The sequence below is a fragment of the Flavihumibacter cheonanensis genome (assembly GCF_022352215.1).
GTDB lineage: Bacteria > Bacteroidota > Bacteroidia > Chitinophagales > Chitinophagaceae > Flavihumibacter > Flavihumibacter cheonanensis.
Genome location: NZ_JAKRWF010000001.1, coordinates 145436 through 166504 on the forward strand (window position 1 = coordinate 145436; position 21069 = coordinate 166504).

At 45.0% G+C, this 21069-nt stretch carries 9 protein-coding genes; 4 read left to right on the forward strand and 5 right to left on the reverse strand.

Going from position 1 to position 21069, the window contains the following annotated elements; genetic code table 11:
* Window positions 1–10: 10 nt before the first annotated feature.
* On the reverse strand, window positions 11–2455 hold the full coding sequence (gene thrA, locus MD536_RS00695) for a bifunctional aspartate kinase/homoserine dehydrogenase I (protein WP_239594760.1): 2445 nt from the start codon (window positions 2453–2455) through the stop codon (window positions 11–13).
* 302 nt (window positions 2456–2757) lie between these two features.
* Between thrA and MD536_RS00700 the strand changes: the two genes are divergently transcribed.
* From MD536_RS00700 to MD536_RS00715, 4 genes are all read left to right on the forward strand, one after another.
* On the forward strand, window positions 2758–5343 hold the full coding sequence (locus MD536_RS00700) for a phosphoenolpyruvate carboxylase (protein ID WP_239594761.1): 2586 nt from the start codon (window positions 2758–2760) through the stop codon (window positions 5341–5343).
* Between the two features lie 553 nt (window positions 5344–5896).
* Window positions 5897–8215, forward strand: a complete 2319-nt coding sequence (locus tag MD536_RS00705; RefSeq protein ID WP_239594762.1) for a PSD1 and planctomycete cytochrome C domain-containing protein — start codon at window positions 5897–5899, stop codon at window positions 8213–8215.
* Window positions 8216–8239: 24 nt separating this feature from the next.
* Window positions 8240–9691, forward strand: coding sequence for a DUF1501 domain-containing protein (locus MD536_RS00710; RefSeq protein WP_239594763.1), 1452 nt, complete (start codon window positions 8240–8242; stop codon window positions 9689–9691).
* Window positions 9692–9699: 8 nt separating this feature from the next.
* Entirely contained in the window at window positions 9700–11835 is a 2136-nt protein-coding gene (locus MD536_RS00715) for an FN3 associated domain-containing protein (protein WP_239594764.1), read from the forward strand.
* A 69-nt stretch (window positions 11836–11904) separates the two neighbouring features.
* Here the strand turns inward: MD536_RS00715 and MD536_RS00720 are convergent, their stop codons facing one another.
* The 4 genes from MD536_RS00720 to gltB form a co-directional block, all read right to left on the reverse strand.
* Complete coding sequence (locus MD536_RS00720; RefSeq protein ID WP_239594765.1) at window positions 11905–13017, reverse strand: porin; 1113 nt, start codon at window positions 13015–13017, stop codon at window positions 11905–11907.
* Between the two features lie 133 nt (window positions 13018–13150).
* Complete coding sequence (locus MD536_RS00725) at window positions 13151–14533, reverse strand: ammonium transporter (protein ID WP_239594766.1); 1383 nt, start codon at window positions 14531–14533, stop codon at window positions 13151–13153.
* 351 nt (window positions 14534–14884) lie between these two features.
* Entirely contained in the window at window positions 14885–16387 is a 1503-nt protein-coding gene (locus MD536_RS00730) for a glutamate synthase subunit beta (RefSeq protein WP_239594767.1), read from the reverse strand.
* Window positions 16388–16488: 101 nt separating this feature from the next.
* Window positions 16489–21009, reverse strand: a complete 4521-nt coding sequence (gene gltB, locus MD536_RS00735; RefSeq protein WP_239594768.1) for a glutamate synthase large subunit — start codon at window positions 21007–21009, stop codon at window positions 16489–16491.
* Window positions 21010–21069 lie beyond the last annotated feature (60 nt).

Sequence of the window (21069 nt, forward strand, 5' to 3'; positions counted from 1 at the left end):
AATTGATTTCTCAGGTTAGGGTAGCTCTTAAAATATCAGCAAATACACCGGAGGCAGTTACATCTGCACCTGCTCCCGCGCCTTTAATCACCATCGGTTGCTCCGGGTATCTTTCGGTATAGAATAATACGATGTTATCCTTGCCATAGAGGTGGTATAAATCATGACCCGGACTTATCTGCTGCAAACCCACTTCCGCTTTGCCATTGTGAAAGGCAGCTACAAACTTGAGTTTGTTGCCATTTCGATTCGCTTCCTCATAAATGTCACGGAAATGATCTTCTTCCTTTAACATACTGGCATAAAAATCTTCAACAGAACCTTCCATACATGAAGCCGGCAGGAAACGATGATTGGTAATCGCATCCATTTCCAGTTGTTCACCTGCTTCTCTTGCAAGGATCATGATCTTACGCATCACATCGGTTCCACTTAAGTCAAGACGCGGATCAGGTTCAGTATAACCTTCATGTTGTGCCTGACGAACTACTTCTGCAAAAGGTCTCGATCCGTCATAATGATTGAAAACATAATTCAACGTACCACTCAGCACTGCCTCAATCCGTTTGATTTTATCACCGCTTCTCACCAGGTCGTTCAGTGTACCAATTACCGGTAAACCTGCGCCCACATTGGTTTCAAAAAGAAATCCGGTATTGTTTACTCTTGCTTTTTCCTTCAACTCACGGTAATATACATACGGAGAGGAGCAGGCTATTTTGTTGCAGGCTACTACCGCACAGCTCTTTTCTAACAGCCTGGAATAAACGCCCGCCACTTCCTGGCTGGCAGTGATATCTACAAATACAGTATTTCTCAGGTTACGTTCCAATATACCATCTACAAATTCATGGATACTTGCTTCTTTGCCATTATCCAAAAATTCTTTCCAGTTGGATAAGTCAATCGCCTCTTCGCTAAACGCGATTTTTTTACTATTGGCCAACCCAACTACTCTTAATTGCAGCCGGTTATGATGCAGCAGATATTGTTGTTGCTGTTGTAATTGTTGCAGCAATCGACTGCCCACATTTCCAACCCCACTGATGAAGAGATTCACCTGCTTTAGACTGGTTTCAAAGAATTCTTCATGTAAGAGGTTGATGGCTTTCTTCACATCGGATGTTGCAATCACCGCCGATATATTGCGTTCGGAAGAACCCTGTGCAATGGCTCTAACATTCACTCCATTGCGACCTAGTGCGCCAAATAGTTTGCCACTGATACCAGGATGACTCTTCATTTGTTCACCCACCAGTGCAACGATGGATAATCCTTTTTCAATTTCAAGCGGATCCACTTTCTGCAAACTGATTTCCGGCGCAAAGGCCGCATCCACAGCTTCTTTTGCCAGTTCTGCAGCGGCTTCATCTACTCCCACGCAAATGGAATGTTCAGAGGAGCCTTGCGTTATCAGAATCACATTGATTTGATGTGCCGACAAAGCTTCAAACAACCTGCGGGAAAAGCCAGGTACACCCACCATGCCGCTTCCTTCCAGGCTTAATAAGGCTAATTTGCTGATGCTTGATATGCCTCTTACAGGTGAGCCATTGCGGTAGCCTTCCTGTTGTATCAGGGTTCCTGTATCAGCTGCTGCAAACGTATTTTTAATCCAGATCGGGATCTGTTTGTTCATTACCGGCTGGATAGTAGGCGGATAAATCACCTTCGCGCCGAAATGAGATAATTCCATGGCTTCCTGGTAAGAGATGGTTGGTATCACCCGCGCATTGGGTACCCAGCGCGGATCAGCTGTCATCATGCCACTTACATCTGTCCAGATTTCAAGTGATTCCGCATCCAGGCAGGCTGCTGCAATAGCAGCTGTATAATCCGATCCTCCTCTGCCCAGGGTAGTGGTTACCCCTTCTGCACTGGAGGCGATAAATCCTGGCATCACGATATGATTGCCGCTTACTGCTTCTGCTGCAGTTTTCAATTGTGCTTCTGTTGTTTTGAAATCAACAATCGCATTTCCATATTGTGCATTGGTACGAATCAGTTTTCGGCTATCCCACCAGGTGGTTGCTATTCCTGCTGCCTGGAATGCTGCCGTGATAATTTGGGAAGAGATGAGTTCACCATAACTGACCAGTTTGTCTTTGGTGCGGGCAGTGGTTTCTTCCAATAGAAAAATTCCATTACAAAGATCTTCTACTTCATTGCAGCTCTTTTTTACAGCACTCAGGTAACTGCTTTGTTGCTGAACCGGTATGAGTTGTTTCACCGCATCCAGATGCCGGGAGGTGATTTTCTGGATCAGTTCCTTGTAAGCCTCATCCCCGCTTGCTGCCAGTTGCCCGCATTGCAGGAGCAGGTCTGTGGTTCCACCAAAAGCAGATACAACCGTGATTACTTTATTCTTTTTGATTTTTTCTGAGACGATGGAGATAACATTCTGAATTGCTTCCGGACTGCCAACAGAAGTGCCGCCGAATTTTAATACCTGCATAAAATGGATAATGATGATAAAGAATCTGAATAATTGAACGAATAATTCCTGGTGAAAACAGCCCGAAGGCCCATGGCATAATATGGTAATGTACAACCCTTAGCGGGTTGTAATAGTAGTGGTAGTAGTTGTGTATGTAGAAACGAATGCCATGAATCGGGCATGAAATTACCACAGCCCTTTTTTATAACAAGCGTTAGTTTTAATTTTTTTTTGATCTGTTTTACCAGCGGTCAAAGTGCAACTGTTTTGGTATATTCATGGCCCGATTGCTGCCCTTAACAACGACTAAATTACCCCATATGGCCAAAATTGACCCGGCAGCCCTTCAACAATTTAAAAGTGAAGTTGCGCTGAAGTTTCAATTGTACAACAGTCTCTTTACTTCATTGCCGTTTCACCGGATTGAAAAGACCGGCATCCTGCTTTCGGTGTTGCTGAATGTTTGCGAAGAAGGGTACAAAAAGAAGAAAACGCCGTTGCAGATTCTGGATGATTTTTTTGCCAGTCACACCAGTTTCAGAACCGAACAGGAAAAAGCGGATTTACTGTTTCGCTTTGTGCAGTATGTGGAAAGACAGGTGGTGCTTTTTGATGCGCTGGAAGATGCCGCATTCAGTAAGATCAATGATTTTTCCGGTCCGGGTACACTGAAACAACTCGCTTCTTTTTTACAACAGCCGGATCTGGATACCAGTCAGCTGGAAAAAAATCCGTTCTGTGTGCGCATGGTATTAACCGCCCATCCAACACAGTTTTATCCGGGTTCTGTTCTTGGAATTATCCATGATCTCTCGAAAGCCTTACAGGAAAATAATACCTCTCTCGTAAATAGTTACCTGCAGCAATTGGGGAAAACCCCCTTCTTTAAAAAGCAGAAACCCACTCCGTTTGATGAGGCGATGAGCCTGGTCTGGTACCTGGATAATGTGTTTTATCCGGCTGTCGGAAAAATTCTTTCTTATGCCGATAGTGAATTGGCTGGCAAGGTGAATAATAAGCAGCCCTTGCTTCAAATGGGTTTCTGGCCAGGTGGAGATCGTGATGGGAACCCATTTGTTACGGCAGATACTACCATCCAGGTAGCTGCCGCCCTTCGTTCGAGTATCATCAAACAATATTACCTGGATGTAAGGCGACTGAAACGAAGACTCACCTTTAAAGAAACCGATCAGTTGATCGCGGATCTGGAAAAGCAATTATACAACGAGGTTTTTGGTGAACAACCTACGCGTAGTCTGAGTGCAGATTCGATGATCCGTCAATTACAACAAGTGAGGGATACCATCGTGTTACAACACAATGGTTTGTTCGCCGACCGGATTGATAACCTCATTCAGAAGATCCGGGCCTTTGGTTTATTCTATGCATCACTAGATGTTCGTCAGGATAGCTCTGTACATGAATCCTTTTTTGAAGTGATTTCCCAATCCGGCAACATCTTCTCTGGCTTGTATAGTAGTCTCAGTCCTGAGCAACGCCTGGATCAACTCAGCAAACTGCCCGCATTGGCAACTGATCCAACCTTTAAGGAAGCTGTACATGCCGATACGCTTGCTTCTGTAAAAGCGATAGCCCGCATTCAGCAGGAGAATGGTGAAATAGGTTGCCATCGTTATATCATCAGTCATTGTACCAGCGCTGCCAATGTGATGGAAGTATTCGGATTGTTTTTACTTGGTGGTTGGAAAAAAGAAGAATTGACAGTGGATATTGTTCCGCTCTTTGAAACCATTGAAGATTTGAGGCAGGCAGGAGCCATCATGGATACTTTATACCAGCTTCCGGTTTATCGCGAACACCTGAAAAGGAGGGGAGATAAACAAACCATCATGCTTGGTTTTTCGGATGGCACCAAAGATGGCGGATACCTGATGGCCAACTTCAGCATACTACAGGCGAAAAAAGAACTGACTGCTTTATCTGCACAATACGGATTGGATGTGTTGTTCTTTGATGGCAGAGGTGGTCCGCCTGCGCGGGGTGGTGGCAAAACGCATAAGTTCTATGCTTCGATGGGCAAGGATGTTTCCAGTAAGGAAATTCAGTTGACTATACAGGGACAAACCATCAGTTCCAATTTCGGTACCATTGATGCGGCCCAGTTTAATATGGAGCAATTACTGAATGCCGGACTATCGGCTGCCGCCAAACATTCCACCCGGGCAACCCTGGACCAGGGACAGGAAACATTGTTATTGCAGCTTGCCAATGATGGATTTAATGCATATTCGGCTTTGAAGAATCATCCGACATTCCTGGAATATCTTTCACATGCGAGTGCCTTGCGCTTTTATGCTGCTACCAATATAGGATCCAGGCCTGCCAAACGGGGTTCTGCAACCCGGCTGAATTTAAGTGATCTGCGTGCCATTCCTTTTGTAGGTGCCTGGAGTCAGCTGAAACAAAATGTAACAGGATATTACGGAGTCGGTACTGCCCTGAAGCTGGCTGAAGAACGCGGCGAATGGAAGAAGGTGAAAGAGATGTACCAGCACTCCCTGTTCTTCAAAACGCTTATTGATAACTGTGAGATGGCTATGTTGAAATGTTATTTCCCGCTAACCAGTCACCTTGCTGATCATAAAGTGTTCGGAGAGATCTGGCATATGATCTACAGCGAATACGAACTCACCCGAAAATATGTGCTGCTTCTATCAGGCAATACGGAACTGATGGCTGATTATCCGGTGGAACAATTATCGGTTTCCATGCGGGAACGAATTGTTTTACCACTTACTACCATCCAGCAATATGCGATTACTCGTGTGCGTGAGTTGGAAGCCGGCAGTCCGCATGATCCTGCTGCAGGCATGAAAACAACCTATGAAAAGCTGGTGATGCGTTGTTCCTTTGGAATTATTAATGCGGGAAGAAATTCGGCGTGAGAAGGTGAAAGGTGAAAGGTGAGAAGTGAAAAATGTGAAAGGTGAAAAGTGAAAACATGGAAGGGGAGGAAGGGAAGAGGAGACAAGGGAGAAGGGAAGATGGAGGAATGGAGAATGGAGCAGGGAATGGACTGACATAGATTCCTGGGAAGTATGTTTGAACGATTGCGGAACAATTCACCGACGGTTCACGGACGTATCAAAAACAGTGAAACAATAGTGCGGGAGCGGTCGTAATTGACTGACTGGTTAGATGAAAGCAGCCGAATGGATGGAGAAAAGTGCCCGAAAGGCAAAAAAGTGAGATGTCAGACCTGAGACGTGAAACGAAGGCGACAAAGGAGAAGGGAGAGGGGAAAAAAGTTTAAAATGGAGCCAACCACCCCAAAACTGGGGTCTTGTGCTCCATTTGTTCGTTACACTATTTGCAGAGAGATGCTAGAATAGTTAATCCTTTTCTCCCCTTCCATACAATCAGGACAGAACGGGATGGCTTGCCCGCAGGAAAGCAGTAATTTCTCACACGATAATCTGATAAAACCGTTGCTGCCAAATGCTCCTGAGAAGAAATGTTTTCATTCCGGTCCTGTTGTTTTTGCTGGTTGGAGGGTTGCTGTATTCCTGTGATAACACTGGCATGCAAACCGCTTCCGTAGTTCCGGATTCCGTTAGCTATAATTTCGATGTGAGACCTATACTGTCTGATAAATGCTTTAGTTGTCACGGCCCGGATGCCAATAAAAGAGAAGCCGGATTACGACTGGATATTGCTGACAGTGCGTTTAAGGCACTCCAGGACAATCCAACTGCACATGCCTGGGTGCCAGGAAAACCGGAGGAATCCGATGCTTTTTTGAGAATATCCACGCAGGATACTTCCCTGTTAATGCCTCCCTTGTATTCCAACCTGAGTTTGACCAGCCAGGAAATTGCTATCATAAAAAAATGGATTCAGCAAGGCGCCCGCTATGAAGATCACTGGGCCTTTGTTGCTCCGCGCAAGCAGGCCCCGCCTGCCATTAAAAAGTCCGCCTGGCCGATTAATGAAATTGATTTTTTCACTCTGGCCGCAATGGAGGCAAAGGGACTTACCCCAAACGATCCGGCCGACAAAGAAAGACTGCTTAAAAGGCTTTGCCTGGATCTCACCGGTCTTCCACCCAGCATTGAACAGATGGATGCATTTCTCGCAGACAGCAGACCGGATGCCTATGAGCGGATGGTAGATCAGTTACTGGCGCTTCCTGCTTATGGTGAAAAAATGGCCCTGCACTGGCTCGACCTTGCACGGTATGCTGATTCACATGGATACCAGGATGATGGGTATCGAACCCAATGGCCCTGGCGCGATTGGGTGATCCATGCGTTCAATGAAAACAAACCCTATAATGAATTTGTCACCTGGCAACTGGCCGGAGATCTGCTGCCCGATGCCAGCATGGAACAACTGCTTGCTACTGCATTCAATCGCAATCATAAGATTACCGAAGAAGGGGGTGTAATCCCGGAAGAATACAGGGTGATGTATGTTAGCGATCGTACTGATTTAATTGGTAAAGGCATTCTTGGTGTAACTATGGAATGTGCCCGCTGCCATGATCATAAATACGACCCCTTTTCCCAAAAGGAATACTTTCAGCTCTATTCCTTTTTCAACAATATCCGGGAAGAAGGAATTGAGTCGGTGATAGGTGGACCAGAAACCTATGCCAAGAAACCCATGATGCAAATCACCAATGCGGATGTTGCCAACATGCTCCGGTTCATCAACAAAACAGATACGGGTAAAATGATCGTTTCTGTGATGGGCGAACTGGATACCATACGCCCAACTTTTGTATTGCATCGCGGAGAGTATGATGCTCCTGGTGAAAAAGTAGCGCCTGCAACTCCGGTATCCATTCTTCCATTTGATAACAGCTACCCCAAAAACAGACTGGGCCTAGCTAAGTGGCTATTTGATCCAAAGCATCCGCTTACGGCAAGAGTCTATGTTAACCTCTTGTGGCAGGAGTTTTTTGGAAGAGGAATTGTCAAAACCTCCGGTGATTTTGGAATGCAGGGAGAGTTGCCTTCTCATCCTGCATTGCTGGATTGGCTGGCGGTGGATTTCAGGGAACATAACTGGGATATTAAAAGACTGGTGAAGCTGATGGTAACATCTGCCACGTATTGTCAATCTGCAACAGTGTCTAAAGAGAAGCTGGCTACAGACCCGGAGAATATCTATCTCTCCCGTGGGCCCAGGTACAGAATACATGCTGAATTCATCCGCGACCTGGTATTGTCGAGCAGTGGGTTGCTGAATCCTGAAATAGGCGGACCAAGTGTGAAACCTTATCAGCCTGCAGGATTGTGGGAAGGGGCTACATCCGGTCGTGGTTTGCTTTCCATTTACACACAGGATCATGGTGCGGCACTCTACAGGAGAGGGATGTATACACTGATCAAACGTACAGTACCTCCTCCTGCCTTGTCTATTTTTGATGCGAGCAACCGGGATATCTGCGAGGTAAAAAGGCTTCGCACCAACACTCCGCTGCAGGCATTGGTCATGTTGAATGACCCAACCGTATTGGAGGCTGCCAGGGTGCTTGCAACTAAACTGCAACAGGGATCCGGAGCACCCGAGGAAAAAATCAGGCAGGCTTTCAGAAGAATTGTATGCCGGAATCCGGATGCAAAAGAAATTGAGGTGCTCTCGAATTATTATCAGCAGGAGCGAACAACAATGGACAAATCAACTGCTCAGAAAATGATCCGGGTGGGAGAAAGTCCCCTTCCGCAGCAAGCCGATATGCTCGAGATCGCTTCCCTGATGCGGGTTATAACAGCTATCTATAACCTGGAAGAAACCATAACAAAATCCTGATTTGAAGAGAATCAAAATTGCGAAATGGATAAAGAAATCATAGAACATGGGTTCAGTTGGAACAGGCGGCGGTTTTTATCTGCCATGAGTATTGGTGTTGGTAGTATGGCACTGGGCTCGCTGCTCATGCCTGATTTGTTCTCAGGAACTGGTATGGAGGAAGGATGGGCACCAGGGGTTCCGCATTTTGCTCCAAAAGCAAAACGGATTATCTATTTGTTTCAGAATGGAGCACCCTCGCAGCAGGAACTGTTCGACTACAAGCCTAAGCTGCGTGAAATGCATGGACAGGAGATTCCTCCTTCTGTAAGGGGTAAACAGCGCCTGACCGGTATGACAGCCAACCAGTCATCTTTTCCGTTGGTTGGTTCCTTTGTAGACTTTAAACAATATGGTCAATCAGGTGCCTGGATTAGTGACCTGATGCCCTATACTGCAAAGATTGCAGCCGAGTTGTGTATCATCAAATCGATGTATACCGAAGCCATCAATCACGATCCTGCGCTAACCTTTTTGCAAACTGGTGCGCAGCAGGGGAATCGTCCTAGTATGGGGGCCTGGTTAAGTTATGGATTGGGGAATGAAAACAACAACCTGCCTGCTTTTACTGTATTGCTATCCCGTGGCGTGGGCAATGGTCAGGGTGTGTATTCCAAATTGTGGTCCAATGGATTTCTCGATTCTGTGCACCAGGGAGTGCAATTCAGCAAAGGGGAGGATCCGGTATTGTATCTGCGCGACCAGGATGGTATGAGCAGGGAATCCAGGCGTATCATGCTGGATCAGATAGCAGCATTGAATGAAAAATCCTACCTGGAATTTGGTGATCCTGAAATCGCCAGTCGCATTCAGCAATATGAAATGGCTTACCGGATGCAAACGGCTATTCCTGAAGTGATGGATATCTCAAAAGAGCCGGAGAGTATTGTTAAGCTTTATGGCCCTGATTGCCTGGTACCCGGAACCTTTGCTGCGAATTGCCTTCTGGCGCGCAAACTTTCAGAGAATGGAGTTCGCTTTGTTCAGCTGTATCACCAGGGATGGGATCAGCATGGCAATCTTCCCTACGAAATTGCACAACAGGCCAAAGATGTAGATCAGGCATCTGCTGCGCTGGTGATGGATTTAAAACAAAGGGGATTGCTGGATGAGACCCTGGTGATTTGGGGTGGCGAATTTGGTCGAACCAGTTATACCCAGGGAGAACTGACAAAGGATAATTATGGCCGTGATCACCATCCTCGTTGCTTCACTGTCTGGATGGCAGGGGGTGGTATTAAACCAGGTATTGTTTATGGTGAAACAGATGAACTTGGTTACAACATCATTAAAGATCCGGTTCACGTCCATGATTTTCAGGCAACCGTGCTGAACCAGATGGGCCTCGATCATAAAAAACTCATCTTTAAACATCTTGGTCGCCGGTACCGCTTAACCGATATTTCCGGAGAAGTAGTTCGAAACATCATCAGTTAATCCTCCTTATGCAGTGGTACTCAAAAATCAGGCTGGTAACCGAACAATGTTTGCTGGCGATTCTACTTCTTGTCAGCTTTCTGTTGTTGTTTGAACAATACCTGGTGATTCCATATTGGTTGCAGCCGCTTGGCAGGATGCATCCCATGCTTTTACATTTTCCAATCGTGCTACTGGTGGTTGCATTGCTGCTATTTTGGATGTCCCGTAGTCTTGATATGGCCCAGTGGTTCTTATTATGGGGCAGCCTGCTTTCCGGTATAACCGTGATCATGGGATTGTTTTTATCAAAAGAAGAAGGGTATGAAGGAGAAGCCATCAACTGGCATAAATGGAGTGGTGCTATATTGTTTTACAGTGGTGCCGCTTTGTACTGGTTGAGTACAAGGCAGCAAAAACCACTTGTTACAAAATGGCTTGGTTCTATAATTATAGTGCCGGCTCTTTGGATAACCGGGCATTATGGTGCTAACCTCTCGCATGGTGAAAATTTTATTCTGGAACCGATACTTGCACAAAAGAAAGCGGCTCCCGTTAAATTAGAAGAGGCTATTGTTTATGCGCATGTCATTCAGCCTATTCTGCAACAAAAATGTGCAAGTTGCCATAGTCTGCAAAAGATGAAGGGTGCGTTGAATCTCACTGATACCCTGGCTATGCTGAAAGGTGGAAAGTCGGGCCGGCTTTTTATTCCTGGCAATTCAGCACTTAGTTTATTATTGGAGCGGGTTCATCTTCCACTGGAAGAAAAAAAACACATGCCACCTCAGGGCAAGCCGCAATTGACAGCAGTAGAAGTTGAGTTGTTAAGCAGGTGGATTGATGGCGATGCCAGTTTTCATAGCAGACTGATGGAACTTCCGGAGACTGATTCATTACGCATATTGGCTCAGTCAATTTTACAGCCATCCGGTCAATTAGCAGAAGAATTTGATTTTGCAGCTGCGGATGAGAACACCATCAGGCAACTTAATAATTTTGACCGCTCAATAAAACCAGTTGATCGGGAATCTCCTGCTTTGGAAGTTGCCTTGTACAATCGGAACAAGTATACAGTAAAACACCTGGAGGAATTATCCACTATTCGCAAGCAGGTAATTTCCATCAGTCTCAATAAACTTCCGGTAAAAGATGCCGATCTGTCTTCCTTACAACAGTTTCAAAATCTTCGCAAGCTGGATTTGAATTTTACAGATATAACAGATGCGGGATTGGCAACACTGGTTGCATTGCCACAGTTGCGTTCATTAGCAATATCCGGAACAAAGATCAGCCATACAGCGCTTACCAATTATCTTCCTGGATTCAAAGCATTGCAATCTATTGCTATCTGGAATACAGCAGTAAATCCGGAAGAGGTGATCAGTCTGAAGAAAAACTTTCCAACAATCAACATAGTAGAAGGGTTTATTGATACAGGTGCGGATACGTTAAAGTTAAATCCGCCCCAGGTCAGGAATCAGGAGATGGTTTTCCCTAATGCATTACCGTTAGAGTTGTATCATCCGGTAAAAGGAGTAACAATTCGTTATACCCAGGATGGCTCAGAGCCCGACAGTATCCACTCTCCTGTATTTGATGGAAATACAATGCTCGAACAACATACAACGATAAAAGCAAAAGCATTCAAGCCCGGATGGTATTCCAGTGAGGTGGTAACCTTTGATTTTTTGAAGAATTCATTTATACCGGATAGTGTTCGTTTACTTACTAAACTGAATGATGTTCACCAGGCAGAGGGTGCAGCAACTTTTTTTAACCGTAAACTGGGAGCGATTGGTGCAAATAATCCTGCCTGGGCAAATTACTGGGCGGGTGTACGAAACAATGATATGGTGCTGGAAGCCAGGTTTGATAAAAGCATACCATTGACTTCGGTTGGATTACATTATATGGTGGAAGAAGCAACCGGAATTTTCCCTCCGGTAGTTGTAGAAGTATGGGGCGCTGCGGGTTCCGAATCTCCACAACTGTTGGGGAAACTTACAGCTCCTTTACCACGCAAAGGAGAAAAGCCGTCTTTGAAATTGATACAAAAAGAACTGCCAATGAAGCAGGTTTCTTACCTTAAGATTATTGCCCGGCCTTATCAAAAAGGAAAGAACCGGTATCTTTTATTGGTAGATGAAATGTTTCTCAACTAGATGCAAAAAAAGAGTCCCCCGTAGAAACGGGGGACGATCAACGATTGCTTGCCATATGTGAAACAGTTGTTAGAAACTATAGATAGCGGCCAGCAGAAAACTGCCTGCTGATTTTTTACCGGTACCATTCGCGTCTGCATAAATTTCTTCTGAAGCGTTTTCAACCCGGAATTCTGGAATGAATGTCAGTCCGCCTACTTTGAAATTGGCTGATAGGGTAGTGGCAAATAAACTTGCACCATCCGGACCTGCAGTTGGAATCTTGAACTGATTTTTATCACTGAAATATTCACCTCTCAACGTCAGGCCAAACCAGGGTTTAGGGTCGAGGTTTAAATAGAGGGCGGATCCCCACCAGGATTTGCCGGATTCATTTTTAGCGCCATCCCAGGTTTTGGTAGTATTAACCGTACCATTGTAACCGATGCTGAAGGCGTCCGAAATACTGGCTGTCATCACAAGGTCGAATTGGCTGGTTTTTGAGGTGTCCGGGTTTTTACCACCTACATAGTTTAAGTAAAATTTCAGGTTATCACTTGCAGCGAAACTATACTGGGCAAGGATGAATTTCCGGTTGATTTGGTCAGTTGGAGGAATGCGATAATCTGTTGCATTGGAGATACCAAGCATGAATCCGCTTTTACCTTTTGATACTTCTGCTTTCAAACCGGTATGAGAGAAAGGTCCGTTGGAAAACATATAAGACATGCTGTAGTTCCGGTTCAATTGTGGGTCAACGAGTTCATATCCGACATGGGTTGCCCAGGTACCTGCAGTAAACTTTAACCAGTCAGTGGGAGCATAGCTAACATAGAGCTGTTTTATGGCCTGGGTAATACCTTCGTCTGCATAGGTGAATTCCTTGGCACGCGGACCAAAGCCAAGATCCAGCACAACACCAATTTTGTCGCCCTGGTGTTCAGCTTTCAGGCTGGCCATTCCAAGTGCGAAACTGTTATGTGTGTTGGTAAAACTGGTCCGATTGTTTCCAGCCTGTTTTCCAAAGTCGTAGCGGTAGTAAACATCCGCGGAACCGGAAAAGCTGATCAATGGTTTTTTTTCTTCGGGTGGAGTGGCAGCCGCTTCCGCGGTGCTGGTTGTTGGGGTTGATTCAGCAGTCTGGGCATGGCTAATTGTTATACAGGATAGCGCAATGCCTGTTGCCAATAATTTTTGTAACATTGTGTAACATTTTAAGTGTTAAGGGAAAGGGTACGGCGATAAACTTGTATCAGAAGTTTGTCAATATGCTGTACCTTTTTCTCGTTTACTGCCTGGCCCAAAAGTGGAGAGTGCAGTTAGTTTTGGTTGTTTATTAAATTTCAGAGAGTTCTTCTTCTTTCAATTTGCCATTATTGTGTACCAGCAAAGTTCCCTGGAGGTATTTTTCATTGTGCTGGGTTTCATCCAGTCCGAGTTCTTCTTCTTCTGAACTAACCCGCAATGGCAACAGGAAATTGATGAATTTGAATATCGCATAAGAAACTACAAAGCTGTACCCAACTGCGATCAGCATGGCTTTCAACTGAGTCAGGAAGAAGGTTGCATTTCCGTAGAATAGACCATCCTGGCCTGCGCCATTAACTGCTGTGGTAGCGAAAATACCTGTCATCAGCATACCTACCATACCGCCAATACCGTGACAAGGGAATACATCCAGTGTATCATCCAGGGATGATTTTTGCTTGTAATAAACAGCCAGATTTGAAATGAGGGCTGCTACCACACCAATGAAAATGCTTTGTGGAATAGCTACAAATCCGGCAGCGGGCGTAATAGCAACCAGACCAACCACTGCACCAATACAGAAACCGATAACAGATGGTTTTTTGCCGCGCATTACATCAAAGAACATCCAGCTACAACCGGCTGCGCCTGCTGCAACATTTGTTGTAATGAAAGCAGAAACTGCCAGCGCATTGGCGCCCAGTGCAGAACCTGCATTGAAACCAAACCAGCCGAACCACAGCAAACCGGTTCCGATTAATACATAAGGGATGTTTGCCGGGGGAATTTCTTTATGTTCCATATGTACCTGGCGACGCTTTAATACCAGTGCGCCTGCCAATGCTGCGCAACCTGCAGAAATATGTACAACGGTACCACCTGCAAAGTCAAGTGCTCCCATTTTCAGGAGGAACCCATCTGCATGCCAGCTCATGTGAGCCAGGGGCGCGTATACTAAAACGGCAAATAATACAATGAATAAAATATAGGAAGTGAAGCGGATTCTTTCAGCTACTGCGCCTACTACGAGTCCCGGCGTGATGATAGCAAACATCAGTTGGAATACCGCAAAGAGGGATTTTGGGATACCACCAACCGGTTCACCACTATTAACGCCTTTCCAGAACAGATGGGTGAATGGATTACCAATAAAACCTCCGATTGATTCTCCAAAACAAAGGCTGTATCCAAAAAACACCCACAAAACACTCACCACACCGGCTGCTACCACACTTTTAATCATGGTGGAGATTACATTCTTCCTGTGCACCATTCCTCCATAAAAAAAGGCAAGTCCGGGTGTCATAAGAAATACCAGGGCTGAGGCTACCAGGATCCAGGCAATATCGGCCCCATTATAAACCTTATCGGGGTCAGCAAAATCTGCAACGGTTGGGGCAAAGAGCGCCGCTACAGAAACAGCAGCCAAAATCAGAAAGGGGGCTACCTGTTTGATCGTCAGTTTACTCATTTCAGTTGGTTTTAATTGCATTAAAAAAATAGTAACTATAAATTATTTTTCTAAAGTACTGATAAAATTTATTAGAAATGCTCTAATATATACACATATAGAAAAATATAATGTTATATCTGTTCCTTGTATAATAAGCTTCAGCATAAAGAATGAAAGAACAGCCTTCGTTAGGAATAATTCTGTTGAATATCAATTATTTATACGGTGTAAAAAGTTTTCCTTAAAATCTTCTGGATCCGGGTTGATAGAATTTTATCTTTTGGGTTAAATTTTGATTTATTCAGGGAAGAAAATAAAAAAAGCGGCCTAAAGCCGCTTTTTATTAAATATGTATAAAAAAATAATATGTTAGAGTGCCATGGATAACATTGCATCCTTTGTTTCCAGTACAGATTGCCCCATCAGGTATTCATCCACTTTGCGGGCACATTCCCTTCCTTCACTGATCGCCCAAACCACCAGGCTTTGTCCCCTGCGCATATCACCCGCCGTGAAAACTTTGGGAATATTGGTTTGGAAGGATTTTTCCCCAGCCCTAACATTGCCTCTTTCATCCAGGTCAACACCCAACTCTTCCAGTAATCCTTTGTGCTGCGGGTGCAGGAATCCCATTGCGAGGAATGCTCTTTCACAAGGTATTTCCCGAACACTTCCTGCTACTTCCTTAAACTGTGAGGGGCGACCATCGGCTCCTGAGCTCCATTCCAGGTCAACTATCTGCAAGGCTTTCAGGTTTCCCTGTTCATCACCAATAAAGGCTTTGGTGGCAATCGCCCAGTGGCGCTCACAACCCTCTTCATGGGAGGTAGAGGTTTTCAACACCATCGGATAACTTGGCCAGGGCATAAAATCCGTTCTTTGAGCTGGAGGTTTTGGTAACAGTTCAAATTGTGTTACTGAAACAGCACCCTGGCGATTGGATGTACCTACACAGTCACTACCTGTATCTCCACCACCAATTACAACTACATTTTTTCCGGTGGTCAGGATATTTTCTCCAACGACGTTACTCTCAATTTCTTTGAATGCAAGTGGGTCCGACTGATAATTACGTTTATTCTGCTGCTTCAGAAAGTCCATCGCAAAATGAACGCCTTTTAAATCCCTGCCAGGAATCGCCAAATCACGAGGCACAGTTGATCCTCCTGCCAGTACAATTGCATGGTACTCTCTCAACAAATCATTCACGCGAACATTCACGCCAACATTGGAATGACATTTAAAAACCACTCCTTCTTCCTCCAGTAATGCCACCCGACGTTCCACAACCCATTTCTCCAGTTTAAAATCGGGTATGCCATACCGTAAGAGGCCTCCTGGCTTTTCATCCCGCTCGTATACAGTTACCTGGTGACCAGCATAATTCAATTGAGCCGCAGCTGCCAGTCCGGCCGGACCAGATCCAATCACTGCAACTTTTTTACCGGTCCGCAGTGTCGGCTTCTGAGGTTTTACCAGTCCCTTTTCAAATGCGATTTCAATAATATGCTTTTCGATTTCTTCAATCGTGATGGCCGGCTGGTTAATTCCCAGTACGCAGGCGGTTTCACAAGGAGCCGGACAAATTCTTCCCGTAAACTCCGGGAAATTATTGGTGGACTTCAGAATGTCATAAGCTTCTTCCCAATTCTTGCGATACACGGCATCATTGAATTCGGGTATTACATTTCCTAAAGGACATCCATTATGACAGAAAGGAATGCCACAGTTCATACATCTTGCAGACTGTTTATTAAGCTGCTCATCCGAATACCGGTTGATGAATTCGTTGTAATCTTTCACACGTTCTTCTACAGGTCGCTTGCCTGGCAACTCCCGTGTGAATTCCATAAATCCGGTTGGCTTACCCATATTTCTTTCTCAGTTAAATTTTGTTATTAATGTTTTTCCTCCTTTCCTCCTTTCTTCCCTTCTCCCTTGTCTCCATTCTCCTTTGTCTCCTCTTCCATTCCTCACTTCTCACTTTTCACCTCTATGCTCCTGCGCTTCTGCAACACCTTCTTATAATCACTCGGGAATACTTTCACAAAATTCTTCAGCTGATTCTCAAAATCAGTTAAGATGAATTGCGCTACTGTACTTCCGGTATAGGTATAATGCTGTTGCAATAAATCTTTTAGTTGTGCGATATCTTCCTCCTCAACCGGATCAAGGTCCACCATTTCCTTATTACAGAGATCCGGGAAATTTCCTTTTACATCGTAGATGAAAGCAATTCCTCCACTCATACCTGCTGCAAAGTTTCTTCCAGTGTCTCCCAATATCACAACTGTACCTCCGGTCATGTATTCACAACCATGGTCACCAACACCTTCCACTACTGCTGTTGCGCCTGAATTTCTTACTGCAAATCGCTCACCAGCTTTACCGCGAATGAATGAAATACCAGATGTTGCTCCATAGAACGCTACGTTACCAATGATGATGTTTTCCTCCGGAACAAAACTTGCATGCAGAGATGGATAAACCACCAGTTTCGCACCGCTTAATCCCTTTCCAAAATAATCATTGGCATCTCCTTCCAGTTCAAGTGTTACTCCTTTTGTATTGAAAGCACCAAAACTTTGGCCGGCTGTGCCTGTAAACTTGAAATGAATGGTATCATCCGGCAATCCTTCTTCCTTGTACTTCTTCGAAATCTCATTGGAAAGAATGGTGCCAATGGTACGATCCGTATTCTTCACATCAAATGCGGCAAATACTTTCTGCTGATTTTCCAATGCTGGTTTAGCAGCTTCCAGTAATTTCCAGTCGAGCACATTACTCAATCCGTGATCCTGCTCTTCCATTTTGTACAAACCTGTGTAACGTGAAGCTGGTTCCTTATACAATACAGGAGAAAGATCAAGTCCTTTGTATTTCCAATGTGTTACATCCGTTTTTGCTTCCAGGAAATCTACTTGTCCCACCATTTCATTGATGGTTCTGAATCCCAACTCTGCCATGATCTCTCTCAGATCTTCCGTGATAAAGCGGAAGAAATTCACCACATGATCCGCGTTTCCGGTAAAGCGTTTTCTAAGCTCCGGGTCTTGTGTGGCCACACCAACCGGACAAGTATTCAAATGACACTTACGCATCATGATACAACCTTCCACAACCAGTGCTGCAGTTGCAATGCCCCATTCTTCTGCACCTAATAAGGTTGCTATCGCGATGTCGCGACCTGTACGCATCTGTCCGTCTGCCTGCAACACCACCCGACTCCTGAGTTTATTTTTCAGCAGGGTCTGGTGCGATTCAGCCAATCCCAGTTCCCAGGGTAATCCTGCGTGTTTGATGGAACTGATAGGAGAGGCACCGGTTCCGCCATCATGACCAGCAATCAGAATTACATCTGCTTTTGCTTTCGCTACTCCGGCAGCAATGGTTCCTACTCCTGCTTTACTTACCAGCTTTACACTGATGCGCGCAGTACGGTTGGAATTTTTCAAATCATATATCAACTGCGCCAGATCTTCAATACTGTAAATATCGTGATGCGGTGGTGGGGAAATCAATCCTACACCCGGAGTAGAATGCCGAACCTTACCGATCCATTCATCTACTTTATGTCCGGGTAACTGACCACCTTCTCCCGGCTTGGCACCCTGTGCCATTTTAATTTGTAACTCATCCGCCATGGTCAGATAATAACTGGTCACACCAAAGCGACCCGATGCTACCTGTTTGATCGCACTGCGCATGGAGTCTCCATTTGCCATGGGCTCATAACGCAATACATCTTCACCACCTTCACCGGTATTGGATTTTGCGCCAATACGGTTCATCGCAATCGCCAGGGTGGAATGTGCTTCGTGTGATATCGATCCGAAACTCATTGCCCCAGTAGCAAATCGTTTCATGATGCTTTCAGCAGGTTCTACTTCATCAATTGAAATAGACGGACGATTGGTTTTAAACTGCAACTGGCTTCTGAGTGTGGCGGCTTTAACGCTTTGATCATTTACCAGCTTCGCATATTTTTTGTAAGTCGCATAATCATTCATCTTGGTAGAATACTGCAACAAGTGAATGGTTTGCGGATTGAATAAATGGAATTCGCCTTTACGCTTCCATTGATAAACACCTCCAACCGGCAGGCGATCCACCGGAATTTCTTTTTTACTGAATGCAAGGAAATGTTTGGCCAATGCTTCTCTTGCGATCTCATCCAGCCCCATTCCTTCAATGCGGGAGGTAGCACCCGTGAAGTATTTATCAACTACTGTTTTATTCAAACCAATGATCTCAAAAATCTGTGCACCCTGGTAAGATTGCAGGGTAGAGATTCCCATCTTAGAGAATACTTTTAGCAGTCCTTCATTAACTGCTTTGATATAATTTTTCTTGAGCTGATCCGGATCCAAACTCGTTTCAAGTTTGCCATTCAGTCGCAGATCACGAATGGTTGATAATGCCAGGTAGGGGTTAATTGCAGTAGCACCAAATCCAATCAGACAGGCGAAGTGATGTACTTCCCATACATCGCCTGCTTCTACTACCAACCCTACTTGTCCGCGTAGCCCTTTTCTTATAAGATGATGATGAATAGCTGCAGTGGCAAGCAAAGAAGGAATGGGTGCGTGATCCGAATCAATCGCACGGTCAGAAAGTATCAATACTTCAAACCCATCCTGTGCAGCATCTACTGCATAGCGGCAGATACGATCCAATGCCTTCTGAAGTGATCCGGGTTTGCCATCGGCGCGGAAATAACACTGCAATGTTTTGGCCTGGAAAATTCCCGTATCAATACTTCTGATTTTCTCCAGTTCATGATTGTTGAGAACCGGATGTTTCAATGCAACACTGTGCGCTGCCAGTGGTTCTTCTGTGAGCAGGTTTCCATTGTTGCCAACAAAAGTGGCAAGTGACATAACCAGCCGCTCACGAATTGGATCAATTGGCGGATTGGTTACCTGTGCAAACAATTGTTTGAAATAACTGCTAAGGTGTTGTGGCTGATCACTTAAAATTGCAAGTGGAGTATCTGTGCCCATTGAACCTACCGGCTCTTTGCCATCTATTGACATCGGCGCAATGATGGTTTCAAGATCTTCCGTGGAATAACCAAAAGCTTTCTGGTATTTGAATACCTGGTCATGTTCCAGGTGGGTGAACAATACTCTTGGCTCCGGTAATTCTTCCAGGCGAATTTTATATTTATTCAACCACTCTCCATAAGGTTTCTGAGAGCAGATTTGTTCTTTTAATTCGGTATCACTGATGATTCGGCCCTGTTCCATATCTACCACGAACATCTTTCCTGGCTGCAGGCGACCCTTTTCTATTACGATGGAAGGATCAACTGGCAATGCTCCTGTTTCAGATGCCATGATCACGCGATCATCATTGGTAACACAGTAGCGGGAGGGGCGAAGACCATTCCGGTCGAGCGTAGCACCAATAATTTTTCCATCAGTGAAAGAGATAGAAGCGGGACCATCCCAGGGTTCCATAAAGGAGGCATGGAATTCATAAAATGCTTTTTTAACTGGATCCATACTCTCATTACCATCCCATGCTTCAGGAATCAGCATCATCATTACATGTGGTAAAGAACGTCCCGATAAAGTCAACAATTCAATCATGTTATCCAGGCAGGCAGAATCTGATTGTCCATCTGTTACGATGGGGAGCAGCAGATCCATTTCCTCCTTGGTAAAATAGGGAGAGGTAAATCCTTTTTCATTGGTGCGAAGCCAGTTCAGGTTGCCCTGTACCGTATTGATTTCACCATTGTGCGCGATAAAGCGGAAAGGCTGTGCCAGCTTCCAGGAGGGGAAGGTGTTGGTGGCAAAACGGGAGTGTACCAGCCCGAAAGCACTCACCAGTCTTTTGTCATTCAGGTCGGGGAAATAACCACGTACCTGGTTACTGGTAAGCTGTCCTTTATAAACTACCGTTTTATAGGAAAGCGATGCAATGTAAAATCCGATAGCATCTTTCTTTACCGTATTGTTGATGGTATGACTGGCATAATTACGCAGGATAAAGAGTTTGCGTTCGAACTCATCAGGGTTGTTGATATGATCCGGACAGGCAATGAATACATGCTCCATTTCAGGCTCCACACTCAGGGCAGTAGCACCAATTCCTTCCGTATTCACAGGCACCTTGCGATATCCAATAACTTCTAGTCCGAGTTTCTCAGCTGCCCGGTTGAAGATATCTCTGCATTCTTCACGCAGTCGGATTTCTCTTGGGAAGAATAAAACACCTACACCATAGCGGCCGAAGGAGGGGAGATGAAATCCCAGTTTCACACACTCATCAAAATAGAATTCATGTGGTACCTGGATCATGATACCAGCACCATCGCCGGTATTGGCTTCACAGCCGCAGGCTCCCCGATGCTCCATATTTTCCAATACGGTCAATGCATCCGAAATGATTTGATGAGATTTGTTGCTCTTGATGTTTGCCACAAAACCGATCCCACATGCGTCGCGCTCAAAAGAGGGATGGTATAAACCCTGGTTGCTTGCCATCGTTGATAATGCAGTTTAGAAAATTTTCAATAAAAAATACCTTCTGTTAGACAGAATTAA